The organism is Streptomyces sp. NPDC021100 (genome assembly GCF_044333095.1).
Taxonomy (GTDB): domain Bacteria; phylum Actinomycetota; class Actinomycetes; order Streptomycetales; family Streptomycetaceae; genus Streptomyces.
On sequence record NZ_JBIRQH010000019.1, the window covers coordinates 104247 to 122704 of the forward strand.

The following is an 18458-nucleotide window of genomic DNA, read 5'->3' on the forward strand; positions in this document are numbered from 1 at the left end:
CGGCGGCGCCCGGGAGCGGGTCGTCCCCGAAGCTCGTCATCATCAGCCGGTCCGGGTCGAGGGCGGGCACGAACCCCGCCTGGGCGTACAGCCCGTGGGCTTCCTTGGTGCTGAGCAGCAGGCGCTTCAGCCGGTACGGGGCGAGGTGGTCGCGGACGGCCGTCGCGAGCCAGGCCCCGAGGCCGCGGCCGCGGTGGTCCGGGGAGACGTAGACGTCGCAGAGCCGGCCGAACGCCGCGAGGTCGGTGACCACCCGCGCGTAACCCGCCTGCCGGCCCTCGGGGTCGTACACCCCGAAGTCGAGGGAGCCCGCGACGGCCTTCTCGACGGTCTCCCGGCTGCGGCCGGTCGCCCAGAACGCGTCGGTGGACAGCCAGTAGTGGACAAGACCGACGTCGAGGCGGTCGAGATCGGTCGAGAGTTCGTACCCGCCCTGTCTGCGCATGGTCATGCGGCGGCATGCCGGCGACGGGCGGGGCGGGCGGCCCGCCGGCCGCCGGAGAGCTTGTCGGGTCGGCCGCGAGCCCCCGCCGCCCTCAGATGCCCAGCCGGGCCGCGATGCCGTCGAGCACGCAGTCCAGGCCCAGTGCGAACCGCCACTCGGCGTCGTCCTTGCGCTGGGCCTCCGCCAGGTAGCGGCGGGTCGCGGGGTAGCGCCCGGTGCCCATGAGCCAGGTCATCTCGGGGGCCAGACCCTCCCGGGTCTCGTCGCCCGTGTTCCAGCCCCGCTTGCGCATCATCAGCGACAGGCCGATCTCGGAGTCGACGGCACCGCGCACGTACGCGGAGACCGTGCGGAAGACGGCCATCATCGTGTCGGCGTCCAGGCCCAGGCCGCCCAGGGCGGCGAGAACGCGCTCGGAGACGGCGAACTGGTTCGGCGTGAGCGACAGATGGTCGGCCCGCGCCATCCACGGGTGCTCCAGCGCCAGGGCCCGGGTGCGCACGGCGACCGCGCGCATGACCGTCCGCCAGTCGTCGGTGGCGTCCGGCAGGTCCATCTCGCCGTGGACGAAGTCGACCATCAGCGCGATGAGTTCGTCCTTGCCGGACACGTAGCGGTACGCGGCCATGGGAGCCACGCCGAGGTCGGCGGCGAGCCGGCGCATGGTGACGGCCTCCAGGCCCTCCGCGTCGGCGATGGCGATCGCGGCGGCGGCGATGCGCTGGGGGGTGAGCGCGGCCGGACGCGGCGCGGGGGCCGGCCGTTCGAGCCGTTCCCACAGGCTGGGGGCGCCGCCGGCACCGTTCGCGTCCGCCATGCACCGCTCCTTCGTCCTGCCGGCGGCCGTGGCCCGCCGTCGAATGCCGCGTACAGCGTATCAGTGGTAGACGCCGTACACATCGGTGTGTACGTTGTACGCTCATGGATACGACGTACACATTCCGCACCGCCGCCGACCCTCTGCGCATCGCCGTCCTCAACGGCAGCACCCGGGAAGGGCGCTTCGGCCCGGTCGTGGCCCGCTGGGTGATGAGCCGCCTCGCCGAGCGGGACGACATGGACGCCGATCTCGTCGACCTCGTCGAGACCCCGCTGCCCACCGTCTTCCCCGCGTTCGGCGGCCCCGCCCCCGAGGGAACCGCGGAACTGCTCGCCGCCGTCTCGCCCCGGCTCGCGGCGGCGGACGGCTTCGTCATCGTCACGCCGGAGTACAACCGCAGCTTCCCGGCCTCGCTGAAGAACGCCATCGACTGGCACCACCGGGAATGGCAGGCCAAGCCGGTCACCTTCGTCTCCTACGGAGGCCGGTCCGGCGGCCTGCGCGCCGTCGAGCAACTGCGGCTGGTCCTGGCCGAGCTCGACGCGGCGACCCTGCGCGACACGGTCTCCTTCCAGCTCTCCGACGGCCCCTTCGACGCCGACGGCCGCCTGACCGACCGCCACGCCGAGGCCGCGGCCACGTCCCAGCTCGACCAACTGGCCTGGTGGGCGGGCGCGCTGCGCGACGCGCGGCGGGCGGGGCCCTACGCCGCGGCGGCCGCCTGAGGCGCGGACCGGGCCGGCCGGACCGGCTCCGCGCGACCGGCACGTCGCCGGCTCTGTGGGCGCGCGGGTACGGGGGCGGGGGCGACGGGGAGGCGACCGCCGACGCCCCGGGGGCGGCGGTCGCACCTCGCCGGCCGCCGGCCCAGCGGTCCGTCCCCACATCACGGAGGTCCGCCACCACCGGGCCCGTGCGCACCTCACACGCATCGTCCCGGGCCGCCGGCGGACGCCGGAGCCCCCCTCACACCCAGCTCACAGCCACAGCCACCACAGTCATCGACTTTCCGGGGGACCTCATGACCACCACCCCACAGGACGGACCGGAGCCCGCGCCCCGGCCGTTTCCCCGCCTCGGCGTCTTCGGACTGATGCTCGGCATCTTCCTGTCGGCGCTCGACGGCCAGATCCTCAGCGCCGCGCTCCCCACGGTCGTCGGCGACCTCGGCGGCGTCGACCAGCTCTCCTGGCTGGTCACCGCCTACCTGCTCACCGCCTCCGTGACCACCCCGCTGTGGGGCAAACTCGGCGACCTCTACGGCCGGAAGGGCGCGTTCCTGGCCTCCGTGGTCCTCTTCCTGGCCGGCTCCGCGCTGTCCGGACTGGCCTCCGACATGGAGCAGTTGATCGCCTTCCGCGCGGTCCAGGGGCTGGGCGGCGGGGGCCTGATGGTCGGAGCGCTGTCCGTCATCGGCGTCCTGGTCGCCCCGGAGGACCGGGGCCGCTCGCAGTCCATGATCGGCGTGATGATGCCGGTCGCCTTCGTCGGCGGCCCGCTGCTCGGCGGGTTCCTCACCGACCACGTCGGCTGGCGCTGGGCCTTCTACGTCAACCTGCCCGTGGGCGCGGTGGTGCTCGTGGCGACCGTGGCCGGGGTCCGGCTGCCCGCCGAGCGGATCAAGGCCCGCGTCGACGTCGCCGGCATCGCGCTGCTGACCCTCGCCATCCTCGCCCTCACCCTGCTCGGCAGCTGGGGCGGCACCCGATACGCCTGGCTGTCGCCGCAGACCGCCGCCCTCGGCGCGGTCGCCGCGGCGGCCCTCGCCGGGTTCGTGCGGGCGGAGCGGCGGGCGGCCGAACCCGTCATCCCGCCACGGCTGTTCCACAGCCGGGCCTTCGTCTCGGCGCAGATCCTGAGCTTCCTCAGCGGCGCCGCCATGCTCGCCGTCATCAGCTGCCTCCCGCAGTACCTGCAGCTCGCGCTGGGCGCCTCGTCGACGTCGGGCGGCACGCTGCTGCTGCCCCTGATGCTGGGCATGCTCGCCGCGCAGCTCACGGTCGGCCGGCTCGACGGGCGGCTCCGCCGCCACCACCCGGTCCCGGTCGTGGGCGGCGTCCTCATGCTCGCCGGAGCGCTGCTGCTGTTCGTCCTCGACGCCGGCACCCCGAAGCCCGTCGCCTCGGCGCTGACAGCCGTCCTCGGGCTGGGCCTCGGCACGGTCACGCAGAGCGCCACCCTCGCCACCCTGCGCGGCGCGCCCCCGCGCGACATGGGCGCCGCCGCCGGAACGGTCACGCTCCTGCGCACCATCGGCGGCACCCTCGGCGCGTCCGTCCTGGGCGCCGTCTACGCGAGCCGCATGGGCGACGGACTCGCCGCACGCCTCGGCCGGCCGGCGGCCGGCCGGCTGACCGGCGGGAGCGGGCTCTCGCCCGCATCCCTGGCGGAGTTGCCCGCGAGCGTGCGGAGGGCGGTCGGGGAGGCGGTGACCGAGGGGTTGTACGGGGTGCTTGTCGGCGCGGCCGTGCTGTCGGGGGTGGTCCTCGTCGTGGCGGTGGGTGCGTGGAGCCGGCGCGCGCCGGAGGCGGATGCTCCGTCGCAGGCGGAGTCGGAGTTGCAGCGCCTCTGACGAGGGGGTGCCCCGGCCCCGCCCTTTCACCGTTTCTGCGGGAGGGCCCGCACCCCGGCATCGCGGCTTCGCCGCGAGGTCCCCAAACGCCGGACAGGCTGGTGGTCACGGCCGGGCGCACCAATCAGCCCGTCCGGCGCTTGAGGACGAGCGGCGAAGCCGCGATCAGGGGGTCTGGGGCGCAGCCCCAGGAAGCGGCGAAGGGGCGGGTCTGGGGCGCCCTCACCCACCCACCTCCAAGCGGCACCGAACGAACTCCCCCACCACCGAACCCCCAAGCCACCCCCACCCGACTGGGACTCACCCCGCTCACCGCCCGGTACACCACCCCGGGCCGCGCGTGGAACCGAGCAACGGACTCAGGCGCCAGCGCGACGCCGTGCCCATGGGCGATCGCGCTGAGCCACTCGTCCGGCTGGTCGGTGACCGTCCCGACCCGAACGGGCCGTCCCTCCCGCTCGTCGGCGGCCGGCCGGTGGTCCCGCCAAGGGCCGGTCTCCGGCGGCGCGGCGACGAACGGTTCGTGGAAGGCGATCCGCTCCCGCGCGGCGGGCGGATGCCCGGTGGCGAGGGCCACGCAGCGCGGCTCGATGAACAACTCCTCGACGCGCAACGCCTCCTGCCCGGGGAAGGGAAGCCGCAGCAGAGCCACGTCGACGTCGCCGTCGAGGAGCCCGGCGGGCGGGTCCGACCAGGCAGCCTGCCGCATGTCGGCGCGCCGGCCCGGCCGCCGGCGGGCGAACTCGGCGACGATGCGCGGGGTCGCCTCGGTGGCGGCGCCGGCCAGGAAGCCGACGCGCAGCACGCGGCGGCCCGCTCGGCCGCCCGCCGGGTCGCCGTCGGTACGCTCGCGACGGCGTGAGCGGCCGCAGCTCGCTCAACTCGCGTCCCTCGCAGGCGCGGTACGCTGCCCGCGTGATCGCGATTCGTGAAGCCGGCCCGGCCGACGGCGATGCCCTCGGCGAGATCCACGCCGCGGCGTGGGAAGCGGCGTACGGGCCCTTCTTCGCGCCGGAGTTCGTCGCGAGCGCCGTACGGGACCGGCGCACGCGGTGGCACGCGCGGATCGCGGACGGGACCGGAACGCTGCTGCTCGCCACGCTCGACGACCGCCCGTCCGCCCTGTCCCGCTCCCTCCCCTCCCCGACCCGCCCGGGCCTCGCGGAGCTCCACAGCTTCTACGGGCACCCCGACGGCTGGGGCACCGGCGTCGCCGCCGCCCTGATGACCGCGACGCTGCACCGCCTGCGGGCCGACGGCCACACCCGCGTCCACCTGTGGACCGTGCGCGACACCCCGCGCGCCCGGCGCTTCTACGCCAAGTGCGGCTTCACGGAGAGCGGCGCGACCCGCGTCGTCGACTACGGCGACGGCACCCCCATCGCCCAGGTCGAGTACGAACGGGCCTGCTGAGGGCGCCCCTCGGGCCTCACGCCCCCGCCGCGGCCACCAGCGCCTCCCCCGCCCGCGTCCGCGCGTACAGCACCTGCCGCCCCACGCGGTGCGAGCTGACCAGGCCGGCCGTGCGGAGGGCCTTCAGGTGCTGCGAGGCGCCGCCGGGAGTGAGGCCGGTGCGGCGGGCGAGGCCGGTGGTGGAGACGGGGGCGGCCAGTTCGGCCAGCAGGGCCGCGCGCGAGCGGCCCACCACCCCCGCCAGGGCGTCGGAGACCTCCCTCGGGCGCGTCTCCCACAGCGTGCCGACGCCGCGCGGCGGGTAGTGCAGCGACGCCTGCCACGGCTCGTTCACCATCGTGAAGACGCGCGGCCAGGTGAAGGCCGAGGGCACCAGCACCAAGCCCTCGCCGTGCAGCCGGCGCGCCCGGCGGACGGTGCGGTGGGCCAGGCGCAGGGTGCCCGCCGCCCAGGCGACCTGGGGATCGAGGTCCGCGAACAGGTGCCGGGCACCGCCCTCCACCAGGCGCGCGGCGCGGTAGCGGATGTCGTCCTCCAGCAGGGCGAGGACGCGCGGCCAGTACGGGGCCAGGGCCAGTTCCCAGTAGGCCTCGACCAGGTCGGCCAACTGCCCCAGCCACCGTTCGGGGTCCGCGCGCAGCGCCGCCATCCGGGCCGGGGGCACCTCCGCGGTCGTGCGGAGCAGCGCCGGCGGCATGGCCCGTACGGCCGCCAGTTCCACGGAGAGCGAGGGCAGGGGCGTCGTGGGCGGCGGACAGAGGAACCCGGGGACGCAGCCCGACCAGGGGGACCGCGTCGGCAGGGGAACGAAGTCGAACAGCGGGGTGAAGTCGACGTCCGCCGCGGCCAGCCGGGGTCCCACTTCGTCCGTCCAGGCCCGGTGCAGCCCCTGCCCGTCCGCGCCTTTCAGCACCCGCACGCTCGCCATGACCTCCCACAGCGGGGACAGCGCGAAGCGGATGCGGGTGACGTCCTCCATCGCGAACTCGACCTCGATCATTTCAGCCGAGGGTAAATCAATGGGTGCGGCCGCGACAGGGCAGCACCGTACGGCACATGACCCGAACTCCCCGCTCCACCTGGCACATCCATGACTTCCGTGCCCTCTTCACCGCCAGTGCCCTCAGCCACCTCGGCACCAACCTCGGTTATGTGGCGGTCCCGCTGATCGCCGCCACCACCCTGGACGCGAGTCCGGGCCAGGCGGGTGCCCTGGCGGCGCTGTCAACGGCCGCGTTTCTGCTCATCGGCCTGCCCGCGGGCGCCTGGGTGGACCGGCTGCCGGGGCGCCGGCTGCTGGTGGCCGCCGACGCGGCGCGCGCCGCGCTGCTCGCCTCGGTCCCCGTCGCCTGGTGGCTGGACGCGCTGTCGCTGCCGCAGCTGTACGCGGTGGTGCTGTTCAACGGGTGCGCCACCGTGTTCTTCGACGTCGGTTCGCAGAGCGTGCTGCCCCAACTCGTCGGCCGGGAGCAGCTGGTGCCGGCGAACAGCGCGATCGTGAGCCTGATGGCCGGCGCCAACATCGCCGGCCGCGGCGCCGGCGGCCTCGCCGTCCAGCTGCTCACCGCCCCGGTGGCGCTCGCGGGCGCCGCCGTCGCCTACCTCGCGTCCGCCCTCGGCCTCCTCCGCCTCCGCCGGCGGCCCGCCCCCGTTCCCGCCACGGCCCAGACCGCACCCCGCCGGCTGCGGGCCGAGGTGGCGGAAGGGCTGCGGCACGTCCTCCGCCGCCCCGAACTGCGCGCGCTGGCCCTCTCGGGCGCCCTGGGCAACCTCGGCGCGCAGATGATCAACTCCATGCTGCCGGTGCTGTTCACCCGCCGGCTCGGCCTGTCGGCCGGGGCCCTCGGCCTGTACTGGGCGGTCGGCGGCGTGGGCCTGCTGCTCGGCGCCGGCTGCGCCCGCCGCCTCGCCGCCCGCCTGGGCCACGGCCGCGCCCTGGCCCTGACCTGGCTGTGGTGCGCCCCGGCCGCCGTCGCCGTGGCCCTGGTCGGGCGCGGCCCGTGGCTCTGGGTCGCCGGCGCCGGCTGGTTCCTGAGCATGACGGAGACCGGCGTGAGCAACGTCCTCGGGGTCAGCCTGCGTCAGCGGCTGACACCCGACGCCCTGCTCGGCCGCATGAACGCCACCTTCCGCTTCCTGCTGACCGGCGCCCTCGCCGTCGGCTCCGCGCTCGCGGGCCTCATCGGCGAACTGGCAGGCGTCCGCGTGGCGGTGTGGACGGGCGCGGCCTGCCTGGCGACCGCCTTCCTCCCCGTCCTCCGCTCCCCGATCCGCACCCTGCGCGCGCTCCCGCCGACGGCTGCTCCGCAGCCGGTCGCACCACCGAAGGAGGCGCCGGCGACGCCTTGAGCGACCGCGCCGCAGCGTGCGGCGGCGTGCGGCGGCGTGCGGCGGCGCGCGCCGTGAGCGGGTGCCGGAGGCCGGAGCGCGCTGTGAGGCGGTCCGGCGCGCGCTGTGGACCGGTCCGGCGTGCTGTGGGCAAGTGCCCGCAAGTGCCGACGCGCGCTACGAGCGGGTGCCGATCCGCGCCGTGCCTGGGGGCGACCCGCGCTGTGGCGGGTGCCGACCCGCGCTACGAGCGGATGTCGGCGCCCCGGAACCTCACCGCCCCGACGGCAGCCACTCCCGGGCCCACACCGCCAGCAGCCGCAGCGCCGCGTCGGACGGCGAACCCTCGTCCACCGTGTGCGGGACCAGCGCCTGGTCCGGGTCGTCGGGCAGCCGGAACGCCTAGAAGCCCAGGTCGAGTTCACCGACCGCCGGGTGCCGGTAGAGATACCGGCCGTGCGTCTTGCCCTTGAGCCGGTGCTCGGCCCACGCCTCCCTGAACTCCGGGCTCGCGGACGAGAGTTCCGCGATCAGTGCCGCCGTCTCCGGGTCGTCCGGGTGCCGCCCCGCGTCGAGCCGGAGGTAGGCGGCGACGTCGCTCGCCTTGCCGCGCCAGTCGGCGTACAGGCCGCGTACGCCCTCGTCCAGGAAGACCAGCCGGGCCAGGCTCCGCTGCCGGGGCGGCAGTGCGCCGAAGTCCGTGATGAGGGCCGCCCCGAGCCGGTTCCACGCCAGGACGTCGGTGTTCCGCCCGACGACGTACGCCGGCACGTCCGCCGCCGAGTCCAGCAGCCGGCGCAGCCCCGGCCGTACCCGCTGGGCGGGCGCGGCCCCGTCCGGCCGGTCGGTGTCGGGCCTGCTCACCGGCACCTTCTCGGCCGAACGCGGCGCGAACCTCCCCGCGGACGACTGGCGAACCGACCACCACGGCTTCACCACCGGCCTCGCCGCCGACCTCCGACTGGCCGACGCGCGGCGGCCGGTGGCCGAGCGGTACGGTGCCACGGTCGCCGAGACCGCCCTCGCCTGGGTGCTGGCCTGGCCCGGCATCACCGGCGCCATCGTCGGCGCCCGCACGCCCGCCCGGACGACGGCTGGATCGGCGGTGCGTCGGTGGACCTGTCGGCAGCCGATCTGGAGGAGATCGCCACCGCCATCACGACGACCGGCGCGGGCACCGGCCCCGCGCGCCCGTAACCCCTTCAACCGTCAGGAGACCTGTCATGTCCCTCTTCGTCGTCGCCGAATGCCTCGCCGCCCCCGGGAAGGAGGACCGGCTCCGCACCGCCCTGGAAGCGATGATCGAGCCGTCCCTGGAGGAGCCCGGCTGCCTCGCCTACCGTCCCTACACCGACCCCAACGAGCCCGCCCGCATGGTGATCGTCGAACAGTGGACGAGCGAAGAGGCGCTCGCCGAGCACTTCACCACCCCGCACTTCCGGCACGTGGCGGAGGTCCTGGACCAGATCCTGGCCGAGCCGCTGGCCATCCACCGCCTGGTCCCCGCCCCCGAGACCCCGGCGGCCTGAACGCCGCGTCCTCGCGCGACGGGCGAGGGACGGTGACGGACGGGGGACGGTGACGGATGAGGGACGGCGGCGGACGGGCGGTTGTCAGACCCCTCCGTACGCTCGGAACCGTGCTCACCACCCTCGCCGTCGAGAACTACCGCTCACTGAACCGCCTCGTCCTGCCCTTGGGCCCGCTCACCGTGATCACCGGAGCCAACGGCACCGGCAAGTCGTCGCTGTACCGCTCGCTGCGGCTGCTCGCCGACGCGGCGCGCGGCGGCGCGGTCGCGGCGCTCGCCCGGGAGGGCGGGCTGCCCTCCACCCTGTGGGCGGGCCCCGGGAAGGCGGCGGGCCGCGACGCCGCCGCCCTGCGCCTCGGCTTCGCGGGCGACGACTTCGGGTACGCCGTCGACTTCGGCTACCCGGGCGGCGCGGCCGGCCACCCCGAGTCGTTCTTCGCCCTCGACCCCGAGTTCAAGTCCGAGGCCGTCTGGAGCGGCCCGGTGCTGCGCCCCGCCGCCCTGCTGTCCGAGCGCAAGGGCCCGTACGTCAGGGTGCGCTCGGCGGACGGCGGCTGGCACCGCCGGACCGGCGCCCTCCGCGCGTACGACTCGATGCTGAGCGAGGTCGCGGACCCGCGGCACGCCCCCGACGTCCTCGCGGTCCGCGAGCGGATCCGCGCCTGGCGGTTCTACGACCACGTCCGCACCGACGCCCACGCCCCCGCCCGCGAGGCCCGCATCGGCACCCGCACCCCGGTGCTCGCCGGCGACGGCGCGGACCTGGCCGCCGCCCTCCAGACGATCCGCGAGACCGGCGACGCCGCGGCGCTCGACGCGGCGGTCGACGCCGCCTTCCCCGGCAGCCGGGTGGAGATCGATTCGCTCGGCGACCGGCTGGACCTGCGGCTGCGCCAGCACGGCCTGCTCCGCCCGCTGACCGCCGCCGAACTGTCCGACGGCACCCTGCGCTACCTGATCTGGACCGCGGCCCTGCTCACCCCGCGCCCGCCGGAACTCCTCGTCCTCAACGAGCCCGAGACCAGCCTCCACCCGGACCTGCTGCCGCCCCTGGCCAACCTGATCCGTAACGCGGCCCGCCGCTCCCAAGTCATGGTCGTCACCCACGCCCACCCCCTCACGACCGCCCTCGCCCCCGCGGCCCACATCGTCGAACTGGTGAAGGAGTCCGGCCGGACCGCCGTCCGCGGGCAGGGCCTGCTGGACGAGCCGGCGTGGCACTGGCCCAAGCGCTGAGCCCGCGGCTTCAGCGGACCGTGCCCGCAGACAAGGGCGAGGACGGAGCCACCGGCCTCGTGGACCTCACCGGCCACCCATGCCTCGTCCCTCCGGAAGTGCGCTGCCCCGGTGCGCTGACCCGAAGGGTGCGGTCGGGCCTACCCGGATTCCGCCGAGGCCGGGGTGACACGGATGCCGGACGTCACGGCCGCTCCTCGGTGAGGAAGCTCCGGACGTCCGCCGTCAGGGAAGCCATCTGCTCGCCGGCCTCCAGCCAGGTGGTCACCGAGGCGCTCCAGCCCCCGGCGGCCTGGGGCCACGGTCGCACGGCCCAGGTCAGCCCGACGTGGCCGCCGGACCGGAAGACGGCCGACACCCTCAGGTCCCGGTCGTCCGTCTGCCAACTCCGCTCGCCGTCCCACCCCCGGTAGTCGGCGACGAGCCCTTCCAGGAACGTGGTGAGATCGCTGTCCCAGATCCAGGCGACGACCTCGGCGACACGAGCGGTCAGACCCGGGGCCCGCAGCTCGACGGCGTAGTGCACGGAGTCGGCATCGAAGCTGAACCGGTCGCGGAACGTCACGCCCACGGAGGGGTTGTCCCGGCAGCGGATGGTCACGCCGGGCTTGTCGTCGAAATCGCCGTCCGGGGATGTCATGCACCGAACGCTAGGTCGGCCCGCCTTGATCGTCATCCGGATTCACCGCCGGCGCCACGCTGAGCCGGAGCGCGATGGCTGTCGCTGAGGGCACCTGCCGACCTGCGACTTCGGTGTGGGTGAGACACGGTGGTCGTCACCGGTTCGGCGCGCTACGTGTCACCAGCGGCGCGCGCAGCACAAGGAGCGTCACCGGCTACGGGGGTCCGCCGGTCGCCTGAGCCGCACGGCGAATCAGCCAGTGAGCCTGGACACGGCGGTTGGACCCGGTGAGGGTCGGTGAGCTGTGGTTTCTGGCTCGTTGGGCACGCTTGTCGGCACCGATGTCACGCTTCTTGCGACCCAAGGTGAGTCGTCAGCCTGCCCGTCTTTCCGGCCCAGTGCCCAGTCACCGCGCGTACAGCCGGTCCAGGGACGCGCGGCTCTCCTCGTCCGCGGCGCGGTAGACCAGCAGGCGCAGTTCCGGATCCTGGAGCGGCAGCAGGACTTCGAAGTCGACGGTGATCGCACCGGCGACCGGATGCCGCAGCGACTTCCGGCCGCGTCCGTTGACGCTGACCTCCCGCTTCGACCACAAGCGGGCGAAGTCCTCGTCCTGCGTGGCGAATTCGGCGATGAGCCCGGACAGTTTCCGGTCCTCCGGGTACGCGGCCCATGCCGCGCGCAGGTGGGCGATCCCGTCCCGCAGCACCTGATCCCGGTCGGCGTAGAAGCCGCGCATCGCCGGGTTCAGCAGACACAGCCGCATCGCGTTGCGCCGTGACGGCGGAACGGCCTCGAAACCCGGTAGCAGCCGGGCTATTTCGGGGTTCCAGGCGAGGATGTCGTAGCGGTGGTCCAGCAGCATGGCCGGCAGCGGCGACAGGTCACGGACCAGCCGGGCCAGCGACGGCGCCGCACCGGCGGCCGGCCCACCGGTGGGGCCGGGGCGGCGGCGTCCGGCCAGATCGAACAGGTAGTCGCGTTCGCCCGGATCCAGGCACAGGGCACGGGCCAGCGCCGCCAGCACCTCTGCCGAGGGCCGCAGCCCGCGGCCCTGTTCCAGCCGGACCACGTAGTCGGTGCTGACCCCGGCCAGTTCGGCGACCTCTTCTCGGCGCAGCCCGGGCGTCCGCCGGGGCCGCCGGTGCGGCGGCAGGCCCAGCCGGTCGGGGTCAAGGCCTTCGCGCCTGCCCCGCAGGAAGGCGGCCAACTCCTGGGCGGTGTCCATGGTTCCGGTCGTCATGACCGGTCCAACCGCCAGGGTGGGACCGGTCTTCCCAGGAAGCGCCGTCCCTTACCCCCGGGCCGCCGCCACAGACTCGGCCCCGGCAACGGACCACGAGCACAGGAGGACCTGATGGCACTGACCCTCGACACCTACCGGCTGCTGGGCCGCTCGGGACTGCGGGTCTCACCGCTGGCCCTGGGCACCGCGACCTTCGGCACCGAATGGGGGTGGGGCGCCGAACGGGCCGAGGCCCGCAAGCTGTTCGACCGCTACGTCGGGCTCGGCGGCAACCTCCTCGACACCGCCGACACCTACACCGACGGCAGCTCCGAGCGCCTGCTGGGCGAGCTCGCCCGCGAGGAGCGCGAACGCCTGGTGCTGGCGACCAAGTACTCGACCCTGCGCCGCCCCGGCGACCCGAACTCCGGGGGCGGCCACCGCAAGGCGCTGTTCGGCTCGGTGGAGGGCAGCCTGCGGCGGCTCGGCACCGACTACCTCGACCTGCTGTACCTGCACGTCTGGGACTTCCGGACCTCGGCGGAGGAGGTGCTGCGCGGCCTGGACGACCTGGTCCGGCAGGGCAAGGTGCTGTACGTGGCGATCTCCAACACCCCGGCCTGGCAGGTGTCCCGGATGCAGGCGATCGCCGACCTGCGCGGCTGGTCGCCGCTGGTCGCGCTGCAGGTCGAGTACAGCCTGATCGAACGCACCGCGGAGCGCGACCTGATCCCCATGGCCCGGGAGCTGGGCCTGGGCGTGGTCCCGTACTCGCCGCTGGGCGGCGGGGTGCTCAGCGGCAAGTACGGCCGGGAGGACGTGGGCGCGACGGGCCCCGGCCCCGACGGGAGCACCCGCCGGAGCCACAACCTCGCCCTGGGCACCCTCACCGAACGCAGCCTCGGCGTGGCCGGGGTGGTCCGGGAGGTGGCCGGCGAGCTGGGGCACACCCCAGCCCAGGTGGCGCTGGCCTGGACGCTGCGGAAGCCGGGCGTGACGAGCACGCTGCTCGGCGCCCGCACCCCCGCTCAGTTGGAGAACAACCTGGGCGCCCTGGCGGTCGAGCTGACGGACACCCAACTGGCCCGGCTCGACGCGGCGGGCGCGATCGCCCTCGGCCAGCCGCATGAGCTGCTGACGAGCGAGCCCATCCGCCGGGTGACCACCGGTGACCTGCGGATCGAGACCCGCCGCTGACTCGGCCGCCGGCGGCGGGAGCCGGGGCATGGGGCCCCGGTCGGTTCACCGTCCGGGCGAGCCACGTCCGGATCGCTTCCTCCGTCGGGCTCCGCGGAACCCGGCGGCCTTCACCGTTCTCACGCCCCCGACCGGAGGTGGTTGATCACGGACTGCACGCGGGGGTCAGGGGCCCGCTCGGACACGGAGGTGGGCCCAGTCGGCACCGGTCGAACCGGTTCCCACTCTCGTGACCGGGTTCCAACCAGCTTGTCACAGCTCAATAGCCTGGTCAGCTTCAGCGCTCGTGTCGGCCAACCGGCACACATGGAAAGTGGCCGACCAGCGCGCCCGGTCACCCCGCCCGCGGCAACACCTGCAAGCAGTCGCTTGCAAAAGTTAGCACCATGCGGCAGCATCGACCGCATGGCATCGCTCAACGTCGGCAACCTCGGCGCGTACCTGCGCGAGCAGCGGCGCAGCGCGCAGCTGACGTTGCGTCAGCTCGCCGACGCGGCAGGGGTGTCCAACCCCTACCTCAGCCAGATCGAGCGCGGCCTGCGGAAGCCGAGCGCGGAGATCCTGCAGCAGCTCGCGAAGGCGCTGCGGATCTCGGCGGAGACGCTGTACGTGCAGGCCGGGATCCTCGACGAGCGGGCCCGGGAGGAGGCGGAGGTGCGCAGTGCGATCCTCGCCGACCCCTCGATCACCGAGCGGCAGAAGCAGGTGCTGCTGGACATCTACGACTCGTTCCGCAGGGAGAACGGGCCGAAGGAAGACGACGACGGCAAGCCCTCCGGCTGACCCCTTCCGGGGCGGCCGAAACGCGAGACGGGAGACCCATCGCATGGCCATCACCACCCAGGACATCCGCAAGGCGGCCACCGACACGGCCTACGCGGCGGCCGGTGCCGCGGACCTCGCCGCCGAGAAGCTCGGACAGGTGGTCGCCGAGGCGCCCGGGCGGCTGGAGCAGCTGCGGAAGACCGACCCGAAGGAGCTGGGCGGCCGGGTCGGCAAGCAGGCCAAGGAGGCCCAGACGCAGGTCACGGCCAAGGTCACCGGGCTCGTCGGGTCCCTCGACGGCGATCTGAAGAAGCTCGGGCAGACCGCGCAGGACCTGGCGCTCCAGGGCGTCGGGCAGGCCGTCGGGCTGGCCGCCCGGGGCGGCGAGACCTTCGAGAAGCTGGCCGAGCGCGGCCGGGAGGCCGTACGGGCCTGGCGCGGCGAGCAGCCCGCCGACGTCGCCGAGATCCCGGTGGCCACCGAGCCGTCCGACCAGTCCGCCACGGCCGGCGATTCGGACGAGACCGGCAAGGCCGCCGCCTCGGAGAAGGCCGACCAGAGCGACGCCAAGGACGACGCCAAGCCCGCCGCCCGGAAGAGCGGCACCCGGCGGACCGCCGCCAAGAAGGCCGACGACACCGGCGCCAAGTCGGACGCGTAAGGGCGCACGGGGGCGCGGCGGGGAGCTCCCGCCGCGCGACGGTCCGGTACGCGCCGTAGCGGTGCGTGCCGGGCCGTACGCCGGTGCGGGCGGGATCCGGGCACCTCCCCCGCCTTCCGGCCGTTCCCCGAGTACGGTGGGCAGCACGGGCGGACGGTACCCGGCGCACGGACGGACAAGAGGTGGGCGGCCATGCTGGTACAGGGCTTCAACACGATCTGGGCCTTTGTGTCCCTGGGCCTGCTGGTCTTCGCCATGGCCGCCTTCGTGAACGCGGCGGTCCACCGCGAGGACGCCTACCGGGCCGCCGACAAGCAGAACAAGGGCTTCTGGCTGATCATCCTCGGCCTCGCCGTCGCCGTGAACCTGTTCCTGGGCGTGTGGGGCTTCCTGCCGATCCTGGGCCTGGTGGCCACGATCGTCTACTTCGTCGACGTCCGCCCGGCCCTGAAGCAGGTCACGGGCCGCGGCCCGCGCCGCCGGGGGTCGAGCTCCGACGGGCCGTACGGGCCGTACAACGGCGGCCGTTGAGCCGTACCGGAACGCCTCAGCGATCGAGGCGATCGAGGCGGTCCAGCAGCAGCACGGCCAGATCGTCCGTCAGTTCCTCGCCGTTCAGGGCCCGCACCTCGGTGACGGCGGCGTCCAGCAGCTCCTCACCCGACAGCCCCTCCTTCATCTGCCGGGCGATCATCTCGATCATCCCCTCCTGCCCGAGCCGCCGGGCCCCGCCCTCCGGGCCACCCACCCGCCCCTCTATCAGGCCGTCGGTGTACATCAGCAGGCTCCAGGCGTCGCCGAGCGCCACCTCCAGCCGCGGCCAGCGGGCCTTCGGCAGCAGGCCGAGGGCCGGGCCGCCGTCGTCCTGCGGCAGCAGGCACGGCGGCTCGCCGGGGCGGGCCAGCAGCGGGGCCGGGTGGCCGGCCAGGAAGAGGGCGGCCGAGCGGCCGTCGGGCGCGATGTCCAGCGTGCAGAGGGTCGCGAAGATCTCCTCGTCGGCGCGTTCGTGCTCCAGGACCTCCTGAAGGACGCCGAGCAGCTCGCCGCCGTGGAGCCCGGCGAGGGTCAACGCCCGCCAGGCTATCCGGAGTTCGGCGCCGAGCGCCGCCTCGTCCGGGCCGTGCCCGCAGACGTCGCCGATCATCGCGTGGACGGTGCCGTCGGGCGTCCGGACGGTGTCGTAGAAGTCGCCGCCGAGCAGGGCGCGGCTGCGGCCCGGCCGGTAGCGGGTGGCGAACCGCAGGTCGGATCCGGCCAGCAGCGGGTGGGGCAGCAGGCCGCGCTCCAGCCGGGCGTTCTCCTGGGCGCGCAGCCGGGACTCGGTGAGCTGGTGCTGGGCCAGGTCGGCACGTTTGCGTTCGACGGCGTAGCGGATGGCGCGGCTGAGCACCCGGCCGTCCAGTTCGTCGCGGAAGAGGTAGTCCTGCGCGCCGACGCGGACCGCCTCGGCGGCCCGCTCGGCGTCGTTCTCCGAGGTCAGCGCGAGGACGGCGTGCCGTGGGGCGAGCCGCAGCACCCGGCGCAGGGTGTCCAGCTCGTCGCGGGGCGCGTCGGGGCCGCCGCCAGCGGACTCCCCGGCGGCGGGCAGGGCGAGGTCGAGGAGGATGCACTGGACGTCGTGGGTGAGCAGCCGCTCCGCCTCGGTGAGGTTGCGGGCGGTGCGGATGCGGACCGGCTTGCCGGCCACCACGGTCATGTCGGCCATCTCGGGCATGGAGAGCGACCCCGCCGGGTCGTCCTCGATCACGAGCAGGGTCAGCCCGCCGTCGGACGGTCCGGCGGCGGGCGCCACCGGGCCGGGTGCGGATACGGGCATCACGTCGGTTTCCTTCCTCCCCCGGCGATCGCCGGGAGGCGCCCCACCCCCGAGGGCGACGCCGCGCAGGTCGGCGGCGCCCGACGCGACAGTAGCGGCAGGCCGCGGGCGAACGGAATGGTACGGAGCCACCCGCCTCCGTCATATGCCGTCGCCAACGCCGCTTTTGGGGCGGGCCGGGAGGAAAACGTCATGAGAAACGTCACGTCGCACACGTGCGTACGAGAACGGGCCGCGCGCTCCCCCGAAGCCCGTACGACGCCCGCTCTGGAGCGCGAACCGGCCGCCGCGTGACGTGGGTTACGTGGCCCGCCTCACGTGCTGCCGTTCCTGTGACGGGAGTTACGTGACGGAGGTTACGTGATCACCGTTGCGCGGCCGCGGTCAACCGGAGTTACCGGCACAGCCCACGCGGTGGAAGTGACGCCCGTTACGAGACGGCGGTCACGCCCCGCCACCCGCCGTCGAGCGGGCGGCGGCAGCAGAGGGAGCACCCCGCGGTACCGAGGACGGGCCCGAGCTGCACCCGCCGTCGAGCGGGAGGCGCCGCAAGCCCCACGCCGCCCCCGGGAGCGCGCCTACAAACCCTCACGCCCCCCGCGCGGCCTCACGCCCCCGGCCTGACCACCCCGAGGATCGGCATGGACCCCGCCCCCGCCATCGTCACCTGCCGGCCGGGCCGCGGCGCGTGCACCATCATCCCGTCGCCGACGTACATCGCGACGTGGCTGGCGTCCGAGAAGTAGATGATGAGGTCGCCGGGGCGCATGTCCCGGACGTCGACCTTGGGCAGCTGCCGCCACTGCTCCTGCGAGGTGCGCGGTATCCCGAGGCCGGCCGTCGCCCAGGCGCGGGAGGTGAGGCCGGAGCAGTCGTAGGTGTCCGGGCCCACGGCGCCCCAGACGTAGTCCTTGCCTATCTGCGCGGTGGCGAACGCGACCGCGCGGCGGCCGATCTCGGTGGCCGACCCGGCGTCCTTGAGGGAGACGCCCTTGAGGGCGTCGGAGGCGAGCCACGTCCGCTGCGCCTGGCGGGCCTTCTCCTCCTCGATCTGCCGCAGCCGCTCGCGCTCCTTCTCCTCCAGGCGCGATTCCAGCTTCTTCGCGGCGTCGAGGCGGGCCTCGATCTCCTTCTTCGCCTCGTCCTTCTTCTTCCGCTCGTCCTTGAGCCGCTTCCACCGCTCGTCGGCGGCCTTGACGTACTTCTCCAGCTCGCCCTTGGCCGATTCCGTCTCGGTCAGCAGCCGGCGGGTGGCGTCCTGCCCCCGGCGGGTGGTGTCGAGCGCGTCGAGGAACTCCTCGGGCGAGCGGGCCATGAACAGCTGCGTGGACGGCGCCAGTCCGCCGGTGCGGTACTGGGTGCGGGCCAGCTCGCCGACGCGGTCCTTGAGCTCCTTCACCCGCTCCTGGGCGGCGGCGACCTGCTTGGTGAGGTCGCCGACGTTCTTCTCCTGGAGCCGGGTCTGCTCGTCCGCCGCGTTGTAGGCGTCCGTGGCCGACTCGGCCTTGCGGTAGAGGGCCTCCACCTCCTGGTGGACGTCTTCCAGGCTCTTCGCGGGCGGCGCCGGGTCGGCCCAGGCGGCCTGCGGGAGCGCGGCCCCGGCGGTCACGGCGGCGCAGACGACGGCCGTCGCGACGACCACTCTGCGGAATCCCGGCATCCGGTTCCCGGGTCTGCTCGCCCACGGGTCCCCCGCGACGTCCCTGTCCACGCCACCAACGGCTCCGCCGTTCCGCCCCACCGGATACCTCCGCGACTCGAACGCCACGTCCTCACATGCCGCGACGCGCGGAACGGATCGTGTCATGGGGGCGGGCGAACCGACAG

Annotated in this window: 17 protein-coding genes and 2 pseudogenes; 10 read left to right on the plus strand and 9 right to left on the minus strand. The window is 74.5% G+C overall.

Going from position 1 to position 18458, the window contains the following annotated elements; all coding sequences use genetic code 11:
• Positions 1 to 31 precede the first annotated feature (31 nt).
• Positions 32 to 451: pseudogene (locus ACH4PU_RS28400) on the minus strand (GNAT family N-acetyltransferase); the annotation flags it as partial.
• 85 nt (positions 452 to 536) lie between these two features.
• Positions 537 to 1262 (minus strand): TetR/AcrR family transcriptional regulator, encoded by a 726-nt coding sequence (locus ACH4PU_RS28405; protein WP_398277958.1) that lies wholly within the window; start codon positions 1260 to 1262, stop codon positions 537 to 539.
• 104 nt (positions 1263 to 1366) lie between these two features.
• Between ACH4PU_RS28405 and ACH4PU_RS28410 the strand changes: the two genes are divergently transcribed.
• Together ACH4PU_RS28410 and ACH4PU_RS28415 are read left to right on the plus strand one after the other, a co-directional pair.
• Positions 1367 to 1990, plus strand: a complete 624-nt coding sequence (locus tag ACH4PU_RS28410; RefSeq protein ID WP_398277961.1) for an NADPH-dependent FMN reductase — start codon at positions 1367 to 1369, stop codon at positions 1988 to 1990.
• 296 nt (positions 1991 to 2286) lie between these two features.
• Positions 2287 to 3837: an MDR family MFS transporter gene (locus ACH4PU_RS28415; protein WP_398277965.1), complete on the plus strand. Its 1551-nt coding sequence runs from the start codon at positions 2287 to 2289 to the stop codon at positions 3835 to 3837.
• Positions 3838 to 3961: 124 nt separating this feature from the next.
• On the opposite strand, the pseudogene ACH4PU_RS28420 reads toward ACH4PU_RS28415, so the two are convergent.
• A pseudogene (locus ACH4PU_RS28420) lies at positions 3962 to 4660 on the minus strand (LysR family substrate-binding domain-containing protein); the annotation flags it as partial.
• Positions 4661 to 4752: 92 nt separating this feature from the next.
• On the opposite strand from ACH4PU_RS28420, the gene ACH4PU_RS28425 reads away from it, so the two are divergent.
• Positions 4753 to 5250: a GNAT family N-acetyltransferase gene (locus ACH4PU_RS28425; RefSeq protein ID WP_398277968.1), complete on the plus strand. Its 498-nt coding sequence runs from the start codon at positions 4753 to 4755 to the stop codon at positions 5248 to 5250.
• Between the two features lie 16 nt (positions 5251 to 5266).
• On the opposite strand, the gene ACH4PU_RS28430 is transcribed toward ACH4PU_RS28425, so the two are convergent.
• The gene (locus ACH4PU_RS28430; protein ID WP_398277971.1) at positions 5267 to 6250 is read right to left on the minus strand and encodes a DUF5937 family protein; all 984 of its coding nucleotides are present in this window, start codon (positions 6248 to 6250) and stop codon (positions 5267 to 5269) included.
• A 56-nt stretch (positions 6251 to 6306) separates the two neighbouring features.
• Between ACH4PU_RS28430 and ACH4PU_RS28435 the strand changes: the two genes are divergently transcribed.
• Positions 6307 to 7599: an MFS transporter gene (locus ACH4PU_RS28435; RefSeq protein ID WP_398277974.1), complete on the plus strand. Its 1293-nt coding sequence runs from the start codon at positions 6307 to 6309 to the stop codon at positions 7597 to 7599.
• A gap of 381 nt (positions 7600 to 7980) precedes the next feature.
• On the opposite strand, the gene ACH4PU_RS28440 is transcribed toward ACH4PU_RS28435, so the two are convergent.
• Positions 7981 to 8442: a hypothetical protein gene (locus ACH4PU_RS28440; RefSeq protein ID WP_398277977.1), complete on the minus strand. Its 462-nt coding sequence runs from the start codon at positions 8440 to 8442 to the stop codon at positions 7981 to 7983.
• 359 nt (positions 8443 to 8801) lie between these two features.
• Here ACH4PU_RS28440 and ACH4PU_RS28445 point away from each other — a divergent pair, with 359 nt between their 5' ends.
• Together ACH4PU_RS28445 and ACH4PU_RS28450 are read left to right on the plus strand one after the other, a co-directional pair.
• Positions 8802 to 9107, plus strand: a complete 306-nt coding sequence (locus tag ACH4PU_RS28445; RefSeq protein ID WP_398277980.1) for a putative quinol monooxygenase — start codon at positions 8802 to 8804, stop codon at positions 9105 to 9107.
• Positions 9108 to 9217: 110 nt separating this feature from the next.
• A complete protein-coding gene (locus tag ACH4PU_RS28450) occupies positions 9218 to 10345 on the plus strand; it encodes an AAA family ATPase (protein WP_398277983.1) in 1128 nt (375 codons plus the stop codon).
• A 184-nt stretch (positions 10346 to 10529) separates the two neighbouring features.
• Here the strand turns inward: ACH4PU_RS28450 and ACH4PU_RS28455 are convergent, their stop codons facing one another.
• Together ACH4PU_RS28455 and ACH4PU_RS28460 are read right to left on the minus strand one after the other, a co-directional pair.
• Positions 10530 to 10985 carry a DUF6228 family protein gene (locus tag ACH4PU_RS28455; RefSeq protein ID WP_398277986.1) on the minus strand — a complete coding sequence of 152 codons (456 nt, stop codon included), beginning with the start codon at positions 10983 to 10985 and terminating at the stop codon, positions 10530 to 10532.
• Between the two features lie 388 nt (positions 10986 to 11373).
• On the minus strand, positions 11374 to 12210 hold the full coding sequence (locus ACH4PU_RS28460; protein ID WP_398277989.1) for a helix-turn-helix transcriptional regulator: 837 nt from the start codon (positions 12208 to 12210) through the stop codon (positions 11374 to 11376).
• A gap of 114 nt (positions 12211 to 12324) precedes the next feature.
• Between ACH4PU_RS28460 and ACH4PU_RS28465 the strand changes: the two genes are divergently transcribed.
• The 4 genes from ACH4PU_RS28465 to ACH4PU_RS28480 all read left to right on the plus strand — a co-directional run bounded on the left by ACH4PU_RS28465 (position 12325) and on the right by ACH4PU_RS28480 (position 15346).
• Entirely contained in the window at positions 12325 to 13389 is a 1065-nt protein-coding gene (locus ACH4PU_RS28465) for an aldo/keto reductase (RefSeq protein ID WP_398277992.1), read from the plus strand.
• Positions 13390 to 13794: 405 nt separating this feature from the next.
• Complete coding sequence (locus tag ACH4PU_RS28470) at positions 13795 to 14172, plus strand: helix-turn-helix domain-containing protein (protein WP_398277995.1); 378 nt, start codon at positions 13795 to 13797, stop codon at positions 14170 to 14172.
• A gap of 43 nt (positions 14173 to 14215) precedes the next feature.
• The gene (locus tag ACH4PU_RS28475) at positions 14216 to 14815 is read left to right on the plus strand and encodes a hypothetical protein (RefSeq protein ID WP_398277998.1); all 600 of its coding nucleotides are present in this window, start codon (positions 14216 to 14218) and stop codon (positions 14813 to 14815) included.
• Between the two features lie 192 nt (positions 14816 to 15007).
• Entirely contained in the window at positions 15008 to 15346 is a 339-nt protein-coding gene (locus tag ACH4PU_RS28480) for a DUF2516 family protein (RefSeq protein ID WP_398278000.1), read from the plus strand.
• A gap of 16 nt (positions 15347 to 15362) precedes the next feature.
• Here the strand turns inward: ACH4PU_RS28480 and ACH4PU_RS28485 are convergent, their stop codons facing one another.
• Both ACH4PU_RS28485 and ACH4PU_RS28490 read right to left on the minus strand, forming a co-directional pair.
• Entirely contained in the window at positions 15363 to 16631 is a 1269-nt protein-coding gene (locus ACH4PU_RS28485) for a PP2C family protein-serine/threonine phosphatase (protein WP_398278003.1), read from the minus strand.
• A gap of 607 nt (positions 16632 to 17238) precedes the next feature.
• Positions 17239 to 18291, minus strand: coding sequence for an NlpC/P60 family protein (locus tag ACH4PU_RS28490; RefSeq protein WP_398278006.1), 1053 nt, complete (start codon positions 18289 to 18291; stop codon positions 17239 to 17241).
• Between the last annotated feature and the right edge of the window lie 167 nt (positions 18292 to 18458).